This window comes from Pseudanabaena sp. FACHB-2040 (assembly GCF_014696715.1).
In the GTDB taxonomy this organism is placed as follows: Bacteria; Cyanobacteriota; Cyanobacteriia; order Phormidesmidales; family Phormidesmidaceae; genus JACVSF01.
In genome coordinates, this window is sequence record NZ_JACJQO010000018.1 from 21,361 (window position 1) to 41,350 (window position 19,990).

A 19,990-nucleotide genomic window follows, 5' to 3' on the forward strand; every position below is an offset into this window, starting at 1 on the left:
GTAACCTGGCCGATACGAGGTGCGGCTTTGGGCTGAGCTATTGAGCGGTGTCTTCGGGCAGATGCACCTTCAGTTGAGCTAGGGCCGCCCAGCGGCGATCCACATCGCTAGCCTTGGCGTTACTTTGCTTTAGCGAAATACCCTGGCAGTCGGCACTGCAGATCTGTTGTTGGGGCAGCGCTAGACAAAGCTGCTCATAGAGCCAACCTTGCGGCGAGAAATAGCCGTCGGGCGGTAGGGTTTCTACCAGATCCTCGACAGCGACTTCCCGTTCTAACGAGTAGTTCTCAGCCTCAACATCAGGATCTTGCAGCCAAATCAGTTCCTTAGGAGCAACCAACAGCCGATGGTTGTAATTTTGCAGGCAACGGTGGCAAGTCAGGGTAATAATGGCTTCACCCCGACCCTGCACTTCCAGATAGTTGCCTTGGTGTGTGACTGTGACTTCTCCCCGCACAGGAGTCAACGTTTCTAGTTCTGGGTAGTAAGTCTCGATATCGATCGCTTTGGTCTTTGCCGGAGCCTGCAACAGGTTCGGAATGTAGACCGCTTCCGTACTAGGTTTCATGACCTTCTTGAAGTCCCGCCTGGCGGACCACTAGACGACGATCCGGCTCTCTGCCTCGGCTAAAGGTTTCTAGTCCTTCATGGATCTTGAGGAAATGATGGACTTGGCGGCGTTCAGCTGAAGACAAATCCCGAATTTCAAATTCCTTCCCGGTGGCCTGAGCCTGCTCTGCCGCCTGGGCTGCTATGGCCTCAAGCTCAGCCTGCCGGCGAGCTCGATACCCTGCTAATTCAATCGTAAAGGCTTGCTGCCCGTCTGTGTCTTTGCCCAGGTTAAGCAGCGTGTTGGCTAGATACTGCATCGAATCTAGCGTTGCCCCTCGGGGACCAATCAGCCCTTCTACCTGAGCTTGAGAAAGATGGGTTTCATCGATAACCAACCAGCAGCTAGAACCGGCAGCATCTTCAACCAGCTGGGGGGAAACAGTTGCCTCGAGCCCTTGAAACGAAAGCAGACTTTCTAACCAGGACACTCCTGCGGCTTGAGATTGTTCGTTCATAGGAGATCAGGCTTTTTTCTTAGACCGGCTGCCAGGTTCAAAGGGAAGCGCCTGGCGACCATCTCCACTACTGGCTTTAGCGGCTTCAGCATCTACAATTTTTTGCAGATTCTCAGGCAGCGGTTCGCGTGAAAGGATGAAAGACTGTAGGGTTTGGAAGATGTTCGCAATCAGCATGTACATCAGAACGCCAGCAGGCAGCGGGAAGAACAGGAACATGCCCGAGAAGATGATTGGCGTGAACTTGTTGACCGCGTTTTGCTGAGGGTTGTCGCTGGTGGGGCCTTGACCCGACAGAACCTGGTTGGCATAGAGGCTAACGCCAAAGAGCAACACCATAATCAAGATATCCCAGTGGATGTCGCCCCCATCTCCGGTCACGCCCACCCGGCCTAGGGCCTTGATGAATAGAAACCCTTTGTTGGAAGCTAGCCCCGGAACCTTTATCTGAACTGTGGCGTCTCCTGGAGCTAAGGCTTTGATATTGCCTGCTTCGTCAACTTCAATCAGCTCTTGGCCTTTAGTGACCTCCACCTTAACTGGCAGAGTCTCCTCGGGATTATTCTCAGCGATCAGGTCAGACAGCGACCGTCCGTCTGCGGTCTGCAGCTTGATGTCTGTTTTCTCGCCTACCAGCAGCCGGTTGCCGCTCGGCACAACGGCTGTTACAGGAACGTGAACCCCATCGGCAACGTAGACAGTCTGAGGGGAGGTCGAAAAAGTCTGCGGCTGAATTTGCTCGACTTTTTCCTGCGGAAAGATCTGGAAGTTGACGTTGTAGGGAATGTCTGAAAACGGCGAGCCCCGAAGCGTGGCAAAGAGGGCAAAGAGAATAGGCATTTGCACCAGCACTGGCAAGCACCCAGCCAGCGGGTTGCCAAACTCCTTGTAAACCTTGCCCATCTCCTCCTGGAGCTTAGCCGGATCGTCTTTGTGGCGCTCTTGAAGTTCCTTGACCCGCTTTTGCATAGCGGGTTGGGCGACCTTCATGCGACGCATGTTGCGGATCGATCCAGCATTTAAAGGGTAGAGCGCGAACCGGATGACCAGGGTCAACGCCACAATTGCCAATCCATAGCTCGGCACAATCCCGTAGAAAAAATCCAGGATTGGCCGCATGATGTTGTCAGAAAGAAATCCGATACCGAAGTCCATGCGCGCTCTGCCCTAAACGTGGCCTCAATTTCAATTACGACTCTACTCTATCTGAAAGAGTCTCAACCAGTTGAAATTACCGGCTACCCAGTGTCCCGCTCACGGCGCGGGCCTGGGGTGAAATTTTTTCGTTGATATAGTCGTACACGCCCCGAAAGTTGGGCATGGCTCTAAGCTCTAGACGGTTGCCGTCTTTGAGGGTGACGACCATGTCGCCCCATAGCCCAATACCACGAGGTACGGTGACGATTTTGGCGATCTCGGAGTAGACGATATCAGTGCGATCGCGACCGCCCCAGCCACCTGTGACCGAAATCCGCCGGTTGGTAATGCGGTAGCGCAGCCAGATAGCGCGAGTTACAGCACCTACGGTCAGGGGGATGCAGATCACCGTGAAGGCCAGCAGCACATTGATAATAAGATCCCCAATATGAGGACCCCCTTCGTAAAACACATCCTCACGAATGCCCATCAATTACCTCAAGCTTTGAAAGTAGCTGCTCTAATTCTCGCAAAAATTCGCCATATTCGCATTCAACTGAGTCAGGGCGCACGATCACGACGATCTGTAGGCCGCAGCGAATCGATGGCAAGAGCTGACGGATTGCTGCCCGAACCTGGCGCTTAAGCCGATTACGGATAACCGCCCGTTTGCTAACTTTCTGGCTAATGGAAATGCCAAATTTAGGAGGATCTGCTTTAACCTCGTTTAACCCAGGTGAAGCAGCCGTGTTTTGGGCCAATACTCGCACTACAAGGTGCTCAGAAACCGCTTTGCTGCCGTGCCGGTAAACGGCGGAGAACTCTCGGGAGTGTCTCAGGCGATGTTGCTTGGGTAAAGCCACCTAACTGTCTCGCCAAGAGAACTATAAACTCACTGTCCTACCCATTTTCCCAAAGGGGGCTGGGTGTAACAAGGACATTTGCAGCACTCAGGAGATTACACGGCCAGACGAGCCCGACCCTTGCGGCGACGGGCTTTGATTACGTTCTGTCCATTTGAAGTTCTCATTCTGGCCCGAAACCCTGAGGTTCGTTTCTGTTTTCGGTTGGTCCCTTCTAGGGTGCGCTTAGTCATTGATCAGTCTCCCGTACGCCAAATCTCTAAAAAGTCACAAATGAGAATTGTAGCACTCTAGAGGCTGGCTACCATAGCTATTCGGCAGAAACTTCTAAGGGCCAGGTGCCAGCATACTGTCGAATGACGTCGCCTTGATACATCATTTTCAAGTTGAAGTAGTGGACGCCAAATCGCCGAGGATTTTGAACGTTGGAGATCACCACGACTAGGTTGGAGCGGGCCGGGATGGGTTCGCTGGGGTAAATCTCGATGCGGCGGTTGGCCTCGTCCCAGATCACGTCATCAACGGGAATAACGGAGTCTCCGCGGTAGCGGCCTTGGCGCAATTCGATGTTGTCAGCGTTGAACTGGCCCTGAAAAGTCTCTGGGTAGGTGATTTCCATCTCTAGTACCTCGCGAGGCAGCTTGTTGTTGGCAACTCGCAGGTAGTAGCGGGCATTGGGGCTGCTGGGTCGATTGCGGTCAATGCTGTAGGCCAGCCGGTTTTCAGGGGCGAGGCCGCCAAAGATGGTGATGCCGCTAGTGGTCTCTTGTGCCATGAGGCGGCTAGAGATCATTGGCGCGAAACCCGTTGCGATCGCAAGCCCCAACGTGATTAGGCCTACAGCGGCAGCGCGAGACTTGAGTTTAATTGTCATAAGTCCATAACTCCCAAGAAAAAACGAGCAGGGATAGGCAAATAGAGGGATTGTCAATTCTTCCCGCTGATGCGATGACGTTGCTTTTGTCCCAAAGGTGCCCAGGTCAAGGCTCTCTCCCCTAAGGACACTAAGAGCAAGCTTTAACGAAACACAGGGTCGATCCAACTTCGCCCTTGACAAGTCGGATCCTACCATTTGTTCAGCCGTTCTCTATAGAGCAAACAGCGGGGATTGCTGCAGCCTATCCTAAGAGGCAGAGTGAGCGGTAAGGGATTTATGACAGTTGAGATAACGGCCCAAGTTCGCCGGGCTACGCTGGCGGATGGTGATGCGATCGCACAATTTAACCTGGCAATGGCTCAGGAAACCGAGGGCAAAGCGCTGGATGCGGCAACTGTGGGAGCCGGTGTAGTGTCGCTAATGCACCAGCCCCAATATGGTTTCTATACCGTGGTCGAGACGCAGACAGGCTTGGCTGGGTGTTTGCTGATTACCTACGAATGGAGCGACTGGCGCAACGGCCTGATCTGGTGGATTCAGAGTGTATACGTCCATCCAGACTACCGGCGGCAGGGCCTTTTTAAGCAGCTCTATGCCCAGGTGCGCGAGTGGGCTCAAGCAGAGGAAGCCTGCGGTCTGCGGCTGTACGTAGAGGCAGCGAATCACTCGGCCCAATCTACCTATACTGCGCTGGGCATGAAACCCGCTGGATATCAGGTCTTTGAGGCTCTGTTTTAGGGAGTTTCTGGAAATAGGGCAGCCAGATTGCAAGTCGTAGTCATAACGACTATGATTAAGAGGTGAACATTCAGTTTGAGTGATAGTATTCAGGCAAGTGTGGATTAGCCCGATCGCTTGCCAATTCTTTGGAGAAGATTTCTATGGTTGCAACCCCGACTAAAACTGAGGCTGCCCGGCGTTTCTACCCCACTCGCATCGATCTGCCGGTGGAGGTGCGATCGCAAGTTGTGAACCTGCTCAACCAGACCCTAGCAGCCACCCTGGATCTCAAAACCCAGAGCAAACAGGCCCACTGGAACGTCAAAGGCATGGACTTTTACCAACTCCATGAGCTGTTTGATGAACTCGCCTCAGAGCTTGAAGAATATGTTGATATGGTAGCTGAGCGAGTCACCGCGCTAGGCGGCACCGCTCTGGGCACGGCCCGCATTGCAGCGGCAGAGTCGATCTTGCCGGAGTATCCGCTAGAGGCTATTGATGGGGCGGACCACGTAACGGCGCTGGCCGAGCGGTTTGCGGTCTATGCCAAGCACCTACGGGAAGCCATTGACGAGTCTGACAACGCAGGCGACGCCGATACGGCTGACCTCTATACCGAGATCTCTCGTACCATTGACAAGCGTCTCTGGTTCTTGGAGGCACACCTAGTGAAGAAGGCTGATTTGGCCTAGGCGCTAGGGGTTGGATGGAGACAGGGGACGCGGAGACGTAGAGAGGGCTAGCCTCTGCTTACCGGTTTTTCTTTGTTAGGCTCGATCTGGTTTTTTAGAACACTCCCAACGGTTGATGGAGCTACAGCGCTGCTGTGGCTCCGTTTTTTGTTTTTATTCTCTGGGTTTGCGACTGAGTTTGCTACTGGGAATAGCGTTGACGCTGCCAACGGTTGATAAAAGATTCACCGATGGTGGCCATTGAGCGCAGCTGATCTAGCTGTTTCTCCAGTTCTTCGAGCTGCTGCTGCTGTTGACGGGACTGTTGAGACAACGCAAGGTGCTCTGCCTGCTGGGCCGACTGTGACTGCCGCTCCTGGGATAGCGCTGCTTTCAGGCTGGTAAGCTGCTGGTTGAGGTAGCTGATCTGGCGCTGGAGCTGTTCGACTTCGGTGCTTTGCCCTGGCATTGGTTGAACTGGGCTAGGGCCGTCTTGCTCGGAGATTTTTTGGCTGGCGGTTTTCTGAACTGGCTCGAGCGAGGGTTTGGTGTCAGGTTCGGCTGCCTGGGCGACAGGATCTGGCGGCGGTGCTGCTAACGCTGTGGGTGCTGAAGTAGGCGGTGCGGTGGCTGAGCTATCTAGAGAAACGCCCTCTGGAGATGCTTTAAAGCAGGTGGTGGCGGTATCGCTGTTTAGGGCTAGGGTGCCTTGAGTCAAGTGCTCGATGACTTCGGAGCGGTTTAGCTGCGTGTGATCTGCGATCGCATCTAGCGCCTCCAAACAAGCCGGGCTTAAGGACAGGTTGAGGCGAACTTTTTTGCCGGTAATCCAATCAAGCATTGCAATGTCTCCAGTCGCAGGGGAATTTGCCTTCGGTTTAGGGAATCCCTTTTCCTCAGACGTTTTTTTATCGTTTAGTCGTCAAAGAGCGGCCGCTCAAGGTTCTTCCTCAAGGGTTCTCCCTGGTTTTTTCCTTAAATCTTTCCTGATGCCGAAGTCATTTGCTGCAGGCTGGCAACATCTCCAGGAGTATTGAGGTTAAACAGCAGAGCGGGATCAGCGTCGGCAATAACGGTCACGGGCTGATGGTCTAGCCACCGCTGAAACGATCGACCCCCAGTTTGAATAAATGCTTCTAGGTGAGGCAGACAGCTTTGCCGATAGAATCCACAGAGCGGTTCCCAGCGGCCTTTGAGTTGAGGCAGGTAGGCCAGAGTGGATGGCGGTAGGCTCTCTAGCTGGTGCGCCCAGGTCTGTAGGACAGCGGCCTTGAGATGAGGCAAATCACAGGCTAAGACCATCACCCACTCTGACTCAACCTGGGCCAGCCCTTGGGCCAACCCCACTAGGGGACCGTGGGACTGGGGCACTTCCTGCGGCAAAAACTGCTCCTGCACAAAGGTAACGGCAGCAGGTACCACTGCTTGGTAACGATCTGGCCAGGGCGTGACAACTTTGACCGTGGGGGTGCAGGCCAACGCAACTTCACAGGTGCGCCCGAGTAAGGGCGTTCCCTCCACGTCAATCAGGGCTTTGTCGTACCCCATGCGTGAGCTTTGTCCCCCGGCCAGAATGAGAGCAGTGACTTGAGCCATAGCGTTATTGGGGAGGGGAATGGGTTACTTGAGCTCAGGATAGGCAATTTGCGAACGGTTGGCCTCTCTCCTTGTCAAGGTTCTACCAAAACCTCGACCCATTTTCGGCGAGAATTAGCCCCTGCTTTGATGGAAATCCGAGATTTGGGTAGGCCCAGTTCTTTGGCGATTAGCTGAATCAGTTCTTTATTGGCCTTGCCGTCAACGGGGGGAGAGCGCAGATAAACAACCCAAATGCCCGCATCTGTCTTGTCAATTTTCTGCTGCTTGGTGTTGGGTTTGACCTGGACTTCCAAAATGCTCATGACGGCCCAGCAGCAAGGCGACGCAGGCGCATCGCATCGGCCCAAGCCAAGCCTTTGATGAAATAAATCACGGCGGTCAGTACCGACACCAGCATGAGAAAAAGCCGAATGCCCCAGCCAGCCCCGTTGAATATCAGCGAAAAGATTCCCGGCTGTACGCCGCTAAATCGAGTTAGCTCCGAGCGAAACCACTTTTGATCGTCGGTCAGGCGCTGCAGCCCTTCCAGCGTGGTTGGCAGGATGGGCATCTGAGTGGTGTAGCGGAAATACCCCCAAAAGCCATCGCTGCCGCTAGCACTTTTAAGCGCCCGATTAGCAATTTGGTTCGCTTGGCCAAAATTTAGTTCTGAAGAGGCTGATATCTGGTTGAGCCAGAGGGTTTGCCGCACCCAGTAACTGCTAAAGAAGACGAGGGGAATTGCGATCGCAAGAACCAGCGATTTTTTCCAAAGGGGCAGGCGAGGCGGAAAGTACATCGTGGCCGCTCCCAGACTAAACCCCAGCACAGCAAACACTACCACGTTGATGAATTCAACAATTTCTAGGCTCTTTAACCAGCCTCCCAAAATCGGAATGGGGTGAAGAAATACCTCAGCCGTCCACGCTACCAACGCTTTGAGCACCATTAGCCCCAGGATGACGAGGAGGGCAGTCAACAGGTATTGCACAACGGGGGATTTGGATTTGATTGGCAGCATGGGTTAAAGCCCTCGGGAGAGGGGCGGCTAGCTAGCGACTACTCTCGCCACAGTCGCCAATACGCTGGAAAGAACCCCTAAAAGGTTGACGGGCGACCTGAATGCGCCCATAATCCTCCGCTCGTGCCGAAAAGTCAAATACTTTTGCATTGTTTTCCGAATGTTCAGCAGTGTTCAGCAATGTTCAAACGCGCCGAGGATGTTCTAATGCTGTTGTTTGCAATGAACCGTCCGCCTGTTTGGATCCGGCGTGATGCCGTTTTCAGCGAATCCCCGCGCCTTTAGGCCAGAGAGGATGTCAATCAGCCCCTCACCTTCCCAACAGGCCATGACGGTTTGTTGAAGACCCTTGAGAAATAGCAGAAAATTCAGTACATTTGTTCTAATTTTGAGGGCTGGCTATGGCAATCACCGTGGAACAAACGACTCAGCTGATTCAGCTCATCCTCAACTCGGCGCTGATGATGGCGATCTCACTGGCCTGGTGGGGCGTGGTGTGGCTGCGGCACAGTGCGATCTCAACCCAACTGCAGGCTCACCAGCGGCGCATGGCCCACCTGAGAGGGGCCGAGGGGCACAGCCTGGATCAAATCGCCCACCAGCGGCAGCTGCGACTACAGATCCAGGCCCGCTACCGCCTCACCCGCCACAGCGCGCTAGTAATGCACGTAGTTTTGCTGGCACTCGTGAGCAGCGTTTTTAGCCTGGCATTACGAACGCTGATGGGCGGCAACTGGCTGATTCCGCTGGCGCTGGTGCTGTTTGTACTGGGCATTGGGGGACTGCTGCTAAGCGTTGGGCTAGCGCTGCTGGAGTTCTATCAAATGGGACTGCTAGAAGAAGCTGCACCCACGCGCACCCGCTCTCGTCGATCCCCTATGCTGGCTTTGCCCGAGGCTAATAGAGCGCAGACTCAGCGGCCATCTACTGCGCTGCTAGAGCGGGTGGGTATGTAGGCAGAGGGTAAAGGGCAAAGGGTATAGGGTCAAAGGGGTTAGTGTGGCCACTGCCTTGGACGGATAGAAGATTGGGAGAACGTTGTGAAAGTCTTTTGCCAAACCCTCCCCTCACTTCCCCACCTTCCCTGACTTCCCACGTCCCCGCTTTTCAAAAGGCTCTCCATTCGCTCGTTTCTGGCTAGGCGAAACTTTGCTAATGTGCGTACACAAACCGATGCTTATTGTCTGGGAGGGGCTATGAACTTTGCGGCCCGGATGGCGCGTTTAGGGACTGAATCGGCCTTTGAGGTGCTGGCTCGGGCCAAACGCTTAGAGGCCGAGGGGCGTTCGGTGATTCACCTGGAGATTGGTCAGCCCGATTTTAAGACGGCTGAGCCAATTTGTGCGGCGGCCTACCGAGCGATGCAGGCTGGATATACGGGTTACGGCCCAGCGGCAGGGCTGCCTGATTTAAGAGCTGCGATCGCAGATCACATTGCTGCAACCCGTCGAATCTCGGTTCAGCCAGAGCAGGTAGTTGTGATGCCGGGGGCTAAGCCGGTTATTTTCTTCACGCTGTTGGCCCTGATTGAGGCGGGTGACGAGGTAATTTACCCCAACCCTGGGTTTCCTATTTACGAGTCGGTGATTAACTTTGTCGGCGGCCAGGCTGTGCCCCTGCCCCTGTTAGAAGCGGTGGACTTTCGCTTTCGAGTAGAGGATCTGCAGGCCCGGATCACAGATCGCACCAAGCTGCTGATCTTAAATTCACCTCAAAACCCGACTGGAGGCGTGCTGACGCAGGAAGATTTGGGTGCGATCGCACATTTAGCGCAGCAGCACGACTTCTATGTTCTAGCTGACGAGATCTACTCTCGCATGCTCTATGAGGCTGAGCATCACAGCATTCTTAGCCTGCCGGGAATGCCCGAGCGAACGATCTTGCTAGAGGGCTTCTCCAAGACCTACGCAATGACTGGCTGGCGGCTAGGTTACGCCGTTGCCCCGTTGACGGTAGCTCAAAAGTTAGAGCAGCTGATGATCAACTCCAACTCCTGCACTGCTTCGTTCACCCAAATAGCTGGAGTTGCGGCGTTGACTGGGCCACAAACCTTTGTAGAGGAGATGGTCAGCGAGTTTCAGCGGCGGCGAGACGCGATTGTAGCAGGGCTAAACGCCATTGAGGGGATCTCCTGCCGCCTGCCGCAGGGCGCGTTCTACGCCTTTCCCAACGTCCAGGGTCTGCCGTTGGGGGACCGAGAACTGGCCGACCACCTGCTCGAAAAAGCGGGCGTTGCCCTATTGGCAGGCAGCTCTTTTGGCCAGTATGGGCAGGGCTATCTGCGGGTGTCTTACGCCAACTCATTAGAGAACATTCACATCGCCCTAGAGCGAATAGCCCAAGCCGTAAAGCAGCTGTAGAACGGCTAGGGCTGAACCCCCACCCGACAGTGGATCAGCTGGGAGGGTGCGATCGCACCCTGCTCGGTAATAAATGCGGTAATCAGGTTAGCTGGAGTGACGTCGGCAGAGGGATTGTAATACCTAGCTCCCTCGGGAGCGGTAACCATTTCGCCAACGCTGTAGATTGCCTCGGCGGGCCCTTCTGAGACGCTGATATCCTGCCCCGACTCTAGGGCAAAATCCACAGTTGACAGGGGAGCCGCAACGAAAAAGGGAACGTTGTGAGCCTTGGCTGCCAGAGCCAGACTATAGGTGCCAATCTTGTTGATCGTGTCGCCGTTAGCGGCAATTCGATCTGCGCCCACCAAAACGGCGTGAATCAAGCCCTGCTGGATGCAGTAAGCTGCCATGCTGTCAGTCACGATCGTAACCGGGATTTTTTCCTGAACACATTCCCAAGCAGTCAATCGCGATCCCTGAAAATTGGGTCGAGTCTCGCCCGCATAGACGCCTGCTAACCGGCCCTCGCGCCAGGCAGAGCGCACTACCCCAAGGGAGGTGCCGTAGCCAGAGGTGGCCAGCGCCCCGTGGTTGCAGTGCGTATAGAGGGTGAGCTGAGCTGGGGAGTCGGGCAGAGCGGCGACCCCATGATCGCCAATGGCATGGCACGTGAGAAAGTCCTCAGCTTGAATGGCCTGGGCAGCAGCCAGCAGGTGTGTCCTTACCTCTGCCACAGAACCCTCTGCCGTCTGAGCCTGCCGCAGCATCCGAACCACAGCCCAGCGCAAATTCTCTTTGTCCGGCCGGACATTTTTCAGCGTCTCGCAGATGGCCTCTAACCGTTCCAAAAAGGCACTGCGGTCTTCTGTGTTAATCTCGCAGGCACCCAGATAGATGCCGTAAGCAGCCGCAATGCCCAGCGCAGAACTGCCTTGAACGATGCGGGACCGGATCGCCCGAACGACATCTTCACAGCGATGAATTGCGACGACTGAATACTCGTTGGGCAACCGCCGCTGGTCAATCAAGATAATCTGATCCCGCTGCCAACGAACCGGAAAAACGTGGGTATCGGAGGTCTCAATCATAGGCAACCCAGGCCGCTAAAAAACGAGGAACTGACCCCAGTATGGAGTTTTCTGTCAGCCTGTCAAGAAAGGAGACAGGGGCAGTTGAGAAGATAGAGCAGCAAAGCCTTGATTCTTCAGACCCTTGCTTTCCCATCTCCCTCACCTTCCCCATCTGGCCTCCCTAGTTTTCGCATAAAGGGGGCAGGACACAGACACCTCTCTTACAGGTTCCCCGCGTCCCCACGTCTCCGTGCCTCCCCCCCTCCGCGTCTAAACCCGCAGAACCGGCTTTTCGACCGCAAAGGTCGCCAGAATTTTAGCAGCCATTTGAGCCGGAGTTAGGCCCAACTCAGCCTTAGATTCTTCTGGCGTAGCATGATCGACCAGCAAATCAGGAATACCTAGGCGCAACACTGGAACATTCACCTGGGCATCTAACAGCGCTTCAGCTAGGCCGCTGCCAAAGCCGCCCACGATGCACCCTTCTTCTAGCGTCACCACTCGGCCAATTTCCTTGGCTAGGGGCAAAATCAGCTCGGTGTCGAGGGGCTTAGCAAAGCGGGCGTTAACCACCGTCGCCTCAATGCCGTGCTCGCTGAGGATCTCGGCGGTTTGCATAGCCGGATTGACCATAGAGCCATAGCCAACCAGGAGAATGTCTTCGCCCCGGCGCAGTTGCTCTCCCTTGCCGATGGGCAGGGGTTCCCAGCCCTCCTCCATGAGAGGCACGCCGTAGCCGTTGCCTCGGGGGTAGCGCATCGCAATAGGGCCTTGAGTGTAGCCAATGCCGGTGACGACCATGCGCTGCAGCTCAGCCTCATCTTTGGGGGCCATTAACACCATGTTGGGAATGGAGCGTAGGTAGGCAATGTCGTACATGCCTTGGTGGGTAGGGCCATCTGCACCGACGATGCCTGCCCGATCTAGGCAGAAAAAGACGGGGACTTTCTGAATGCAGACGTCGTGAATGATCTGATCAAAGGCCCGCTGTAGGAAGGTGGAGTAAATGGCGACAACAGGACGGATGCCCTCGCAGGCCAAACCAGCGGCTAGGGTGACGGCGTGCTGCTCAGCAATGCCCACGTCAATGTACTGCTTGGGCAGCTTGGCCTGGAGCTTATCAAGCCCAGTTCCGGTGGCCATCGCAGCGGTGATGCCGACAATTTTGGGATTGTCTTCGGCCAGCTTGATCAGAGTTTCGGCAAAGACTTTGGAGTAGCCGGGCGGCTTGGGTTTGGTGGAGGGAACGCCCTTGCCAGTAGCAAGGTTGAAGGGCGATTGGGCGTGGTAGCCAACCTGATCTTTTTCTGCGATCGCATAGCCCTTGCCCTTAGTCGTGGCCACATGCACCAGCACTGGGCCGATGTGTTTGTGGGCCTGCTTAAAGGTGCTGATTAGTTCCTCTAGATTGTGGCCATCCACCGGCCCCATGTAGGTAAAGCCCAGCTCCTCAAATACGGCACCCACTTTGGGCACTGCTAACCGCTTCATGCCTTCCTTGACCCGGCTCAGCTCGGGAGAGAGAGACTCACCGACAAAGGGCAGATGCTTAAACTGCTCCTCTAGGTTGTCTGTCAGGAACTGCATGGGCGGGCTGAGGCGAATCTTGTTCAGATAGCGGGGAATGGCCCCCACATTGGGGGAGATTGACATCTCGTTGTCGTTGAGCACCACGACCAGGTTGGTGTTGGGCAAATGTCCGGCGTGATTGATGGCCTCTAGGGCCATGCCCCCGGTTAAGGCACCGTCACCGATGATGGCGACAACCTTGTAATCATCGCCCTGCAGGTCACGGGCCATTGCCATTCCCAGAGCCGCAGAGATGCTGGTGGAGGCATGGCCAGCCCCGAAGTGATCAAACTTACTCTCGCTGCGCTTGAGGTAGCCCGCCACCCCATCTTTTTGCCGCAGAGTATGAAAATTGCTGTAACGCCCGGTCAACAGCTTGTGAGGATATGCCTGGTGCCCGACGTCCCAAACCACCTTATCTCGGTCTAAATCAAGGGTTTGATAGAGGCCTAGGGTCAGTTCTACGACTCCTAGACCTGGCCCCAGGTGCCCACCGCTAGTAGCGACTGTCTCCAGGTGCTTTTCCCGGATCTGGCGGCCGATTTCCTCCAGCTGACGAATGGATAGACCGTGCAGTTGGTTGGGGTGAGTTAATTCACTCAGGTGCATACTGAATTATCCTCTGAGTCATGCAAATTGGAATTTCCTGCTAACCTTCACTGTAGAAGATTCGCGCAACGAGAAAGGATGCTTTCCAACGGAGTGTGCAAGAATCACTGTAGCGGCTCTTAGATCACCGTTGTTCTCATTAATCAACACCGTGTAACCGGGGTTGATGCTCGTTAATCAAGCGATATAACCTTTAACGTTCTGTTATGGTTCATTCTCGGTTCTCCTCAGTCCCCTTCCAGTGGCCTGCAATACACTTTGCGATCGCAGCTCTGATGGCTGCTCCCCTTTCCTTCGCAGGGCAACGACCAGCGGCTGCTAACGACTATGAATCCTGCGCCCGAGATCTGGTCACGGCAGGCATTGAAGCTGCTATCGCCGCTAACGCCTGCGGCACTACCTTACGTCCTGTAGACGTTTCGACCTGTGTCACAGGAGTGGTGGATGTAGCTGATGTGTCAGCCCTGTCGGCTTTATCTGCCTGCAGCCGCGATCGCCGCCCCCGAGAACTGGCTACCTGTGTCACCAACATCCATACGGCTCTAGCCGTCACCAATTCCTCAGAAGTGCTAAACAACTGCCGTTTAAGCATTTTGCCTGAGCGCTACTCCTCCTGCGTAGTGGGCCTTAGCGATGGGGCGGGTTTGGGGCTGGTAGAGTCTCTCAACCAGTGCATTAGCGCTGGGTATCGGCCTGTCGGACTGGCCCCTACCTTAATTCCAGCCCAATAGCGCCAGCCTCAACCGATATCGGTGACCGTAGAGACCCAATCAACTGTATCTCTGCGGTCACCTAAAGGGCGTGAGGAGCCAACCCCAAGCCTCTCAACGTTTGCCCAAAAAAGCCTAGCGGGAAGCTTTGAGCAATAGGAAAACCCCTGCCACCGATCCCAGCAGCGTAGGCAGCCAGGCAGCCAAGAACGGCGACAAAAATCCGACTTCACCCATCGCATTGGTGATGAAAGACAGCAGGTAGTAGCCGAAGATAATCACAATGCTGACCCCAAAGCTGGTGGCCTTACTGGTGCGCTGGGGCCGGACGCCAATTGAAGCCCCCACCAAGCCGAACACAACACAGACAAAAGGCAGCGCATACTTCTGCTGAATCCGAGTTTCCCAGCGGCGAATGCTGCGTTCATCACCGCTCTTGCGCACCAAATCTAGCTGGCGGGTAGCTTCGGCAATGTTCATCTCGGTGTCATTTTTGGTGCGCGACGCTAAATCTAAGGGCGTGCGCGGCAGCTGCAGTTCCTGGTTGTCAAAGGTAACAATATTGCGAAAAGAGCCGTCGGGCGACACGACGTAAATCGTGCCGTTATAGAAATTCCAGGTGTTTTTGCCAAAATCCCAGGTGGCTGCCTCGGAGCTAACGACCTGATTTAGCCCCTTTTGGGAGAAATCGAGAATGGTCAGGCCATACATCGTTTCGCCATCGAACCTGCGGGCGTAGAACAATCGCTTTAGCTCTTGAGCATCGCTGTTGTCTGAGGCGGGCTGAAACTCCTGGTAGAAAATGTTGCGTTCCTGAAACGGCGGGCGCTCTGAGTTGAGGGCCTGCTCTAGGGTGATCGCGGCCTGGTAGTTGGCGGCTGGGGTAATCAGCTCATTAAAGAGAAAAGTTAGCCCAGTGACCAGCATACTCAGCACTACCGCCGGGGCAATAATGCGCCGCACACTCACGCCGCACCCCCGCAGGGCAATTAGCTCGCTGTCGCTAGATAACCGGCTGTAGGTCATCATGGTCGACAGCAGGGTAGACATAGGGAAGGCCAGAACGATAAACTCCGGCAGCTTCAGAGCGAAGATTTGAATGGCTAGGGTGACGGCAAGACCCGACTCAGTGACTCGCCGGATCAGCTCAAACAGCGCCCCGATGGAAATGCCGATAGACGAAAATGCACCTACCCCAAAGAAAAAGGGCAGCGTGAGTTCCCTGGCGATGTAGCGATCCATCAGGGAAATGCCGGGCAGCCAGGCCCAGCGGCGAAAATCAGGCAGAGGAGGCGTGCTGGTTGCCATCGAAAATCCCTTGCGGACAATAAATAAGCAAGACGAAGCGGCGTAAAAGAAACCAGGCTAAAGCTTGAAGTCTTTGCCCAGGTAGTGCTCTCGCACGAGAGGATTGTTATACAGGTCGTCGGCGTTGCCAGCAGCTAAGATCTGGCCTTCGCTCATGATGTAAGCCCGATCAATGATGCTCAGCGTCTCGCGAACATTGTGGTCTGTGATGAGAATGCCCATGTTGCGATCGCGCAGCTGGCTGACAATCTCTTGAATCTCAGACACGGCAATGGGATCAACTCCGGCAAAGGGCTCATCTAGAAAAAGAAACTTTGGCCCATCAACTCCAGCTGCGATCGCCCTTGCCAATTCTGTTCGCCGCCGCTCCCCTCCCGATACCTGAACCCCCAGGGTCTTGGCAACCTTTTCCAGGCGAAACTCCTTCAGCAAATTTCGCAGTCTGGCATCAAACTCCTCGGCGGGGACTTTGGTTTGCTGCATCACCAGCAAAATATTGTCTTTAACCGACAGATTGCGAAAGATGCTGGGTTCCTGAGCCAAGTAGCCAATACCCAGGCGAGCCCGCTCGTGCATTGGCAAATCGGTAATGTCAATCTGGTCAAGGCAAACCCGCCCCACATCGGGCCGCTCTAGACCAGTCGCAATATAGAACGTAGTCGTCTTGCCTGCCCCATTTGGCCCCAGCAGGCCAACAATCTCTCCTTGGGCTACAGAAAGACTCACCTGGTTGACCACCTGGCGCTTCCCGTAAGTCTTTTGAACAGCTTCTAGGATGATTTTCAAGGGAACGGCTGGAGAATTAATTTAATTCAAAGCTGGATAATTGTATCAAGCTTGTTGTGTAGCATTGTAAACCAGCAGCACAGTAGCCCGCTCTAGACAGCTATCGAGCTGGATTGAGGGGGGCACTGGTATCAGGAGTGGTGGGTCCAACTGGGCTGACCTCCAACGACCGGGGCGGTTCTGGCGCAGGCTGTACCAAAGTGGGCGGAGCGGCAGGTTGGCTAGCGGCAGCTGGGCTGGGTTCTGGCAACACGTAAATAGTTTCGACCTGCTGGTTAGGCTGGGGCAGGGCGACAAAGCGATCCTCATCAATCAGATAGGTGACTGTCTCGGCTCGCAGGCGGTTACCCTCCTGCAACACCACGACATCGCCGCTCAAAACAAGCCGCCGCTCATTACTGAAGTACTGAGCCTGGGCTGATGTGGCATAGATATCCTGAGCCGGATACTCGACTTTGACATTGCCTCTAGCGCTAATCACGCCAGTTGCCGCATTAGCTTCCTGGACATCGGCGCGAAGTGTAATGGCCCCTCCTGTCTGAGCCTGGGCCCGGGGAGGCAACAGAGATACAGCACTGCCCAGCCCCAGCGACAGCAGCATTCCGAGAGACAAGAGAGTGGGGTAATACCGGCGAAAACCACGGGCCATAGGGGAAGACAACTGGCTACTCCGGAGCGTTATTGATGCGGTTTGTATCCTTTGACGATACCAGTTTCAGACAGTTTCATCCACGGCGATATGGACCCCTGAAAAATTGTCACTTTGAAGCTCTTATTAAGTTTTTTAATCAGCTATCTCGGATCTCATCAGACAGTGCATACTTTTGGCATTTTCTATCGGTTAGGTTAAATCGCCAGCTATCCCTAGCTACCAGAACTATCTGTACTAGAGTGATCTGTCAGCGAAATGTGTAGGGGAGGTAGAGTAAGGTCGAATTCTCTAATTTTAATCGGGGTGAGCCCAGGTGTAACGGCATTAGCCATGACCCTGACCTGCTCTGGCCCCAACGTCTGCAGTGCCTCTAACCAGGCAAACCCAGAATCTACCAACTCGGTGACGTCGACCCCCTGGTATTCGGGTTCGTACTGCTGCAGCCGCTGTAAACTTTCTCCCAGCAGAATAGCGGCCCCCCGCCAGTTGTGGTTGCCCAAGTGGTACAGGGCTACAGCGGATTGCAAAATTCCCTGGTAAAAAGGCTTTTCGAACACTGGAGCCGTCATCCAGATCGCCTCCAGCGTGTCGTGGCAGGCATAGTACTCTCCCTGATTGAATTGCTCAATGCCCGCTAAAAATTCCTCAGGGGGAGGCGAACTCAGGTCAACTTCAGACATAATGCTCGCTAAAACTGGCACAGATTTGTAGGTTCATCCTAAATCAGAGGTGCTATTCTCCAGTGTGTGGTGAGGAGTGTAAATACTTATTATGGTAAGTTCCCCAATTAAACCAGCGGGTGGTATTGCCGCTGATCCGGCTGAGATTTCCTTAAATACCCCAAATAGCTCTGAAGGTCTTAGCTGGGGGGTTCTCGATTTGCCTAAGTCCCCGCTCTTTGGTACAGACGGTATCCGAGGCAAGGCGGGAGACCTGCTAAGTGCGCCCTTGGCAATGCAGATTGGCTACTGGGCGGGGCAGGTGCTACGCGCTCAGCAGAACCAGGCTGCTCCAGTTATTTTGGGCCAAGACTCACGCAACTCCGGCGATATGCTCGCGGCAGCGCTGACAGCAGGTTTGACCTCTGCGGGCCTGGAGGTCTGGAACTTAGGCCTCTGCCCTACCGCGACTGTGGCCTACCTGACCGACGCCTGTAAGGCGCTGGGAGGCGTCATGATTTCGGCCAGCCACAACCCTCCCGAAGACAATGGTATTAAGTTCTTTGGGGCTGAGGGTACTAAGCTCAGTAGTTCGCTGCAGGCCCAGATTGAGCAAGCGCTCCGCTTCGGCATGATTGTGCCGGGAGAGGTGGATTCATCATGGGGCCGCTGCTACCATCGCCCTGAATTGGTGAACCGCTACGTCTCTTTTCTCCACGAACCGCTGCAGCCTGGCCTCAATTTGCAGGGTATGCGGATTGTGCTTGACATGGCCTGGGGAGCCGCTACTCGCCTGGCTGTGCCGGTATTTGAAGCGACGGGCGCTGAAGTCATTGGTATTCATGGTTTGCCCGATGGCGATCGCATTAACGTCAACTGTGGCTCTACCCATCTAGAACCCCTAAAAGCAGCGGTTCAGCTTCACGGAGCCGATGTCGGCTTTGCCTTTGATGGCGATGCTGATCGGGTGATTGCCGTGGATGCCCGAGGGCGCGTCGTTGATGGTGACTATATTCTTTACTTCTGGGGCAAGCGGTTAAACGAAGCCCACAACCTGCCTGGCAGCACCATTATCTCTACTGTGATGGCCAATCTAGGGTTTGAGCGAGCCTGGAAGGGGTTGGGTGGTCAGCTGGTGCGGACTCAGGTGGGTGATCAGCACGTCCATGCCGAGATGGTGAAGCGGGGCGCTAAGCTGGGCGGCGAACAGTCGGGCCATATTCTTTGCCACCACTACAGCATGACCGGCGACGGCATTCTCACAGCACTGCACCTGGCTTCTCTGGTCCGAGATTTGGGGGGTTCCCTAGCTGCTTTGGTGGATCAGAGCTTTGAAACTTATCCACAGCGGCTACAAAATATCCGGGTGGAAGACCGGGAGCGGCGGCTACATTGGCAGGACTGCGACCCTGTTGTTAAGGCCGTTGCCGAAGCTGAACAGGCAATGGGTGAACAGGGCCGGGTGCTGGTACGCCCTTCCGGCACCGAGCCGGTAATCCGGGTCATGGTTGAGGCTGCTAATCGGGAACTGGTAGACCTTTGGACCAATCGCATCTCTGCAATGGTGACCCGTTACCTGGCCGTTTGATGAACAAGGCGGCGGAAGTCAGTAGTTCCGCCGCCTGAAATACTCTCATTCCCTCGCTGAATACACCTGGATACAACAAGTGCCTAGAAGCAGCCCTAGCTGGCCAACAAATTGAGCTGCCGGGGGTAAGCCGGTTTAGTTGGACGGGCGGGGGTTTCTTCCTCAGCCTGTCGCTGCTCTTCTTTAAGGTAAGTTCGCAAGGAATCAAAGCCTAGGTAGTTCAATACGGCGTACCCATGTTTGCAGCAGCCTCGCCCAAAGGCTTGCCTCTGCCAGTAGTAATCTTCACAATCGCACTCAAGGCGATCGCGTAGACAAGAGACCTGGTGGCGAGACTGAGACTCAGGGTTTGTCACTGTGAACTGCCCTGGGTCGCGCAGCCAGTCGGTGACTTGGAGCTGAGCCGCCTCAGCCTGACGGTGTTGAACGAAGTGCGACTTCATTTGAGCTTTGGAAATGAAAGTAGGGCGCTGTCCCTTTACAGCAACCCAAATGACTTTGAAAAATTCTCGTAGCTGTACTGGGGTTGATGGACTCAGCCCCAGCATCCGCCGAACTGCGGCGGCTGAGTAGAGCATGGTCGAGCGAGTAGCCATCGGTAATTAAAACTCTGTATATCTATTATGCCGCGTTACACGGAAGATTTCCCGTGTAACGCCGTTCGGCTTACCGCCATTTAGGGGCTTGCGGATGCCGCGTTACACGGTTTTGGTGATACACTCTTTTGCTAAAGTACGGATAGCACGACTGGGTGAGTGAGGGG

24 protein-coding genes are annotated in these 19,990 nt (G+C 54.9%); 6 read left to right on the plus strand and 18 right to left on the minus strand.

From position 1 onward, the window contains the following. Positions 1–37 precede the first annotated feature (37 nt). The 7 genes from H6G13_RS19665 to H6G13_RS19695 form a co-directional block, all read right to left on the minus strand. A complete protein-coding gene (locus tag H6G13_RS19665) occupies positions 38–568 on the minus strand; it encodes a YceD family protein (RefSeq protein WP_190485976.1) in 531 nt (176 codons plus the stop codon). Next, positions 558–1,067, minus strand: a complete 510-nt coding sequence (locus H6G13_RS19670; RefSeq protein ID WP_190485978.1) for a R3H domain-containing nucleic acid-binding protein — start codon at positions 1,065–1,067, stop codon at positions 558–560. Before H6G13_RS19670 ends, H6G13_RS19665 begins: the two co-directional genes overlap by 11 nt. 6 nt (positions 1,068–1,073) lie before the next feature. Beyond that, positions 1,074–2,222 carry a membrane protein insertase YidC gene (gene yidC / locus H6G13_RS19675; RefSeq protein ID WP_190485980.1) on the minus strand — a complete coding sequence of 383 codons (1,149 nt, stop codon included), beginning with the start codon at positions 2,220–2,222 and terminating at the stop codon, positions 1,074–1,076. A 76-nt stretch (positions 2,223–2,298) separates the two neighbouring features. After that, the gene (locus tag H6G13_RS19680) at positions 2,299–2,694 is read right to left on the minus strand and encodes a PH domain-containing protein (protein ID WP_190485982.1); all 396 of its coding nucleotides are present in this window, start codon (positions 2,692–2,694) and stop codon (positions 2,299–2,301) included. Beyond that, positions 2,681–3,067 (minus strand): ribonuclease P protein component, encoded by a 387-nt coding sequence (rnpA, locus tag H6G13_RS19685; protein WP_190485983.1) that lies wholly within the window; start codon positions 3,065–3,067, stop codon positions 2,681–2,683. Before rnpA ends, H6G13_RS19680 begins: the two co-directional genes overlap by 14 nt. A 95-nt stretch (positions 3,068–3,162) precedes the next feature. Then, positions 3,163–3,300: a 50S ribosomal protein L34 gene (rpmH, locus tag H6G13_RS19690; RefSeq protein ID WP_190485985.1), complete on the minus strand. Its 138-nt coding sequence runs from the start codon at positions 3,298–3,300 to the stop codon at positions 3,163–3,165. A gap of 77 nt (positions 3,301–3,377) precedes the next feature. Beyond that, positions 3,378–3,941: a DUF2808 domain-containing protein gene (locus H6G13_RS19695; RefSeq protein WP_190485988.1), complete on the minus strand. Its 564-nt coding sequence runs from the start codon at positions 3,939–3,941 to the stop codon at positions 3,378–3,380. Positions 3,942–4,220: 279 nt separating this feature from the next. Here H6G13_RS19695 and H6G13_RS19700 point away from each other — a divergent pair, with 279 nt between their 5' ends. Together H6G13_RS19700 and dps are read left to right on the plus strand one after the other, a co-directional pair. Then, on the plus strand, positions 4,221–4,682 hold the full coding sequence (locus H6G13_RS19700; protein WP_190485989.1) for a GNAT family N-acetyltransferase: 462 nt from the start codon (positions 4,221–4,223) through the stop codon (positions 4,680–4,682). Positions 4,683–4,825: 143 nt separating this feature from the next. Next, positions 4,826–5,356 carry a DNA starvation/stationary phase protection protein Dps gene (gene dps, locus H6G13_RS19705; RefSeq protein ID WP_190485991.1) on the plus strand — a complete coding sequence of 177 codons (531 nt, stop codon included), beginning with the start codon at positions 4,826–4,828 and terminating at the stop codon, positions 5,354–5,356. A 181-nt stretch (positions 5,357–5,537) separates the two neighbouring features. Here the strand turns inward: dps and H6G13_RS19710 are convergent, their stop codons facing one another. The 4 genes from H6G13_RS19710 to H6G13_RS19725 all read right to left on the minus strand — a co-directional run bounded on the left by H6G13_RS19710 (position 5,538) and on the right by H6G13_RS19725 (position 7,934). Next, positions 5,538–6,176: a hypothetical protein gene (locus H6G13_RS19710; protein ID WP_190485994.1), complete on the minus strand. Its 639-nt coding sequence runs from the start codon at positions 6,174–6,176 to the stop codon at positions 5,538–5,540. 134 nt (positions 6,177–6,310) lie between these two features. Next, positions 6,311–6,931, minus strand: a complete 621-nt coding sequence (locus tag H6G13_RS19715) for a molybdenum cofactor guanylyltransferase (protein WP_190485996.1) — start codon at positions 6,929–6,931, stop codon at positions 6,311–6,313. A gap of 74 nt (positions 6,932–7,005) precedes the next feature. Continuing rightward, complete coding sequence (locus tag H6G13_RS19720) at positions 7,006–7,236, minus strand: DUF167 domain-containing protein (protein WP_190485998.1); 231 nt, start codon at positions 7,234–7,236, stop codon at positions 7,006–7,008. Further along, positions 7,233–7,934 carry a hypothetical protein gene (locus tag H6G13_RS19725; RefSeq protein ID WP_190486000.1) on the minus strand — a complete coding sequence of 234 codons (702 nt, stop codon included), beginning with the start codon at positions 7,932–7,934 and terminating at the stop codon, positions 7,233–7,235. Before H6G13_RS19725 ends, H6G13_RS19720 begins: the two co-directional genes overlap by 4 nt. A 401-nt stretch (positions 7,935–8,335) precedes the next feature. Between H6G13_RS19725 and H6G13_RS19730 the strand changes: the two genes are divergently transcribed. Continuing rightward, positions 8,336–8,890, plus strand: a complete 555-nt coding sequence (locus H6G13_RS19730) for a hypothetical protein (RefSeq protein ID WP_190486002.1) — start codon at positions 8,336–8,338, stop codon at positions 8,888–8,890. Between the two features lie 240 nt (positions 8,891–9,130). Continuing rightward, positions 9,131–10,294: a pyridoxal phosphate-dependent aminotransferase gene (locus tag H6G13_RS19735; protein ID WP_190486004.1), complete on the plus strand. Its 1,164-nt coding sequence runs from the start codon at positions 9,131–9,133 to the stop codon at positions 10,292–10,294. A 5-nt stretch (positions 10,295–10,299) separates the two neighbouring features. On the opposite strand, the gene mtnA is transcribed toward H6G13_RS19735, so the two are convergent. Together mtnA and dxs are read right to left on the minus strand one after the other, a co-directional pair. Further along, positions 10,300–11,364, minus strand: coding sequence for an S-methyl-5-thioribose-1-phosphate isomerase (gene mtnA, locus H6G13_RS19740; protein WP_190486006.1), 1,065 nt, complete (start codon positions 11,362–11,364; stop codon positions 10,300–10,302). Positions 11,365–11,616: 252 nt separating this feature from the next. Continuing rightward, a complete protein-coding gene (dxs, locus tag H6G13_RS19745) occupies positions 11,617–13,524 on the minus strand; it encodes a 1-deoxy-D-xylulose-5-phosphate synthase (RefSeq protein WP_190486009.1) in 1,908 nt (635 codons plus the stop codon). 206 nt (positions 13,525–13,730) lie between these two features. Between dxs and H6G13_RS19750 the strand changes: the two genes are divergently transcribed. Beyond that, complete coding sequence (locus H6G13_RS19750) at positions 13,731–14,255, plus strand: hypothetical protein (protein ID WP_190486011.1); 525 nt, start codon at positions 13,731–13,733, stop codon at positions 14,253–14,255. Positions 14,256–14,369: 114 nt separating this feature from the next. Here the strand turns inward: H6G13_RS19750 and H6G13_RS19755 are convergent, their stop codons facing one another. The 4 genes from H6G13_RS19755 to H6G13_RS19770 form a co-directional block, all read right to left on the minus strand. Next, the gene (locus H6G13_RS19755; RefSeq protein WP_190486124.1) at positions 14,370–15,476 is read right to left on the minus strand and encodes an LptF/LptG family permease; all 1,107 of its coding nucleotides are present in this window, start codon (positions 15,474–15,476) and stop codon (positions 14,370–14,372) included. Between the two features lie 123 nt (positions 15,477–15,599). Then, positions 15,600–16,328 (minus strand): LPS export ABC transporter ATP-binding protein, encoded by a 729-nt coding sequence (gene lptB / locus H6G13_RS19760; protein WP_190486012.1) that lies wholly within the window; start codon positions 16,326–16,328, stop codon positions 15,600–15,602. Between the two features lie 100 nt (positions 16,329–16,428). Further along, on the minus strand, positions 16,429–16,977 hold the full coding sequence (locus H6G13_RS19765) for an LptA/OstA family protein (RefSeq protein WP_190486014.1): 549 nt from the start codon (positions 16,975–16,977) through the stop codon (positions 16,429–16,431). 215 nt (positions 16,978–17,192) lie between these two features. Next, positions 17,193–17,660 (minus strand): DUF309 domain-containing protein, encoded by a 468-nt coding sequence (locus H6G13_RS19770; protein WP_199306480.1) that lies wholly within the window; start codon positions 17,658–17,660, stop codon positions 17,193–17,195. Positions 17,661–17,751: 91 nt separating this feature from the next. Between H6G13_RS19770 and glmM the strand changes: the two genes are divergently transcribed. Beyond that, the gene (gene glmM / locus H6G13_RS19775; RefSeq protein WP_190486016.1) at positions 17,752–19,227 is read left to right on the plus strand and encodes a phosphoglucosamine mutase; all 1,476 of its coding nucleotides are present in this window, start codon (positions 17,752–17,754) and stop codon (positions 19,225–19,227) included. Between the two features lie 95 nt (positions 19,228–19,322). Here the strand turns inward: glmM and H6G13_RS19780 are convergent, their stop codons facing one another. Next, the gene (locus H6G13_RS19780; protein WP_190486018.1) at positions 19,323–19,823 is read right to left on the minus strand and encodes a hypothetical protein; all 501 of its coding nucleotides are present in this window, start codon (positions 19,821–19,823) and stop codon (positions 19,323–19,325) included. Positions 19,824–19,990: the final 167 nt, after the last annotated feature.

Coding starts and splice junctions, on each gene's coding strand:
- H6G13_RS19700 (WP_190485989.1), top strand. CDS start 4,221: ATGACAGTTGAGATAACGGCCCAAGTTCGCCGGGCTACGCTGGCGGAT.
- yidC (WP_190485980.1), bottom strand. CDS start 2,222: ATGGACTTCGGTATCGGATTTCTTTCTGACAACATCATGCGGCCAATC.
- H6G13_RS19770 (WP_199306480.1), bottom strand. CDS start 17,660: ATGTCTGAAGTTGACCTGAGTTCGCCTCCCCCTGAGGAATTTTTAGCG.
- dxs (WP_190486009.1), bottom strand. CDS start 13,524: ATGCACCTGAGTGAATTAACTCACCCCAACCAACTGCACGGTCTATCC.
- H6G13_RS19720 (WP_190485998.1), bottom strand. CDS start 7,236: ATGAGCATTTTGGAAGTCCAGGTCAAACCCAACACCAAGCAGCAGAAA.
- H6G13_RS19670 (WP_190485978.1), bottom strand. CDS start 1,067: ATGAACGAACAATCTCAAGCCGCAGGAGTGTCCTGGTTAGAAAGTCTG.
- H6G13_RS19780 (WP_190486018.1), bottom strand. CDS start 19,823: ATGGCTACTCGCTCGACCATGCTCTACTCAGCCGCCGCAGTTCGGCGG.
- mtnA (WP_190486006.1), bottom strand. CDS start 11,364: ATGATTGAGACCTCCGATACCCACGTTTTTCCGGTTCGTTGGCAGCGG.
- H6G13_RS19735 (WP_190486004.1), top strand. CDS start 9,131: ATGAACTTTGCGGCCCGGATGGCGCGTTTAGGGACTGAATCGGCCTTT.
- H6G13_RS19755 (WP_190486124.1), bottom strand. CDS start 15,476: ATGGATCGCTACATCGCCAGGGAACTCACGCTGCCCTTTTTCTTTGGG.
- glmM (WP_190486016.1), top strand. CDS start 17,752: ATGGTAAGTTCCCCAATTAAACCAGCGGGTGGTATTGCCGCTGATCCG.
- rpmH (WP_190485985.1), bottom strand. CDS start 3,300: ATGACTAAGCGCACCCTAGAAGGGACCAACCGAAAACAGAAACGAACC.
- H6G13_RS19715 (WP_190485996.1), bottom strand. CDS start 6,931: ATGGCTCAAGTCACTGCTCTCATTCTGGCCGGGGGACAAAGCTCACGC.
- H6G13_RS19665 (WP_190485976.1), bottom strand. CDS start 568: ATGAAACCTAGTACGGAAGCGGTCTACATTCCGAACCTGTTGCAGGCT.
- H6G13_RS19730 (WP_190486002.1), top strand. CDS start 8,336: ATGGCAATCACCGTGGAACAAACGACTCAGCTGATTCAGCTCATCCTC.
- H6G13_RS19695 (WP_190485988.1), bottom strand. CDS start 3,941: ATGACAATTAAACTCAAGTCTCGCGCTGCCGCTGTAGGCCTAATCACG.
- dps (WP_190485991.1), top strand. CDS start 4,826: ATGGTTGCAACCCCGACTAAAACTGAGGCTGCCCGGCGTTTCTACCCC.
- H6G13_RS19680 (WP_190485982.1), bottom strand. CDS start 2,694: ATGGGCATTCGTGAGGATGTGTTTTACGAAGGGGGTCCTCATATTGGG.
- H6G13_RS19710 (WP_190485994.1), bottom strand. CDS start 6,176: ATGCTTGATTGGATTACCGGCAAAAAAGTTCGCCTCAACCTGTCCTTA.
- H6G13_RS19765 (WP_190486014.1), bottom strand. CDS start 16,977: ATGGCCCGTGGTTTTCGCCGGTATTACCCCACTCTCTTGTCTCTCGGA.
- H6G13_RS19750 (WP_190486011.1), top strand. CDS start 13,731: ATGGTTCATTCTCGGTTCTCCTCAGTCCCCTTCCAGTGGCCTGCAATA.
- H6G13_RS19725 (WP_190486000.1), bottom strand. CDS start 7,934: ATGCTGCCAATCAAATCCAAATCCCCCGTTGTGCAATACCTGTTGACT.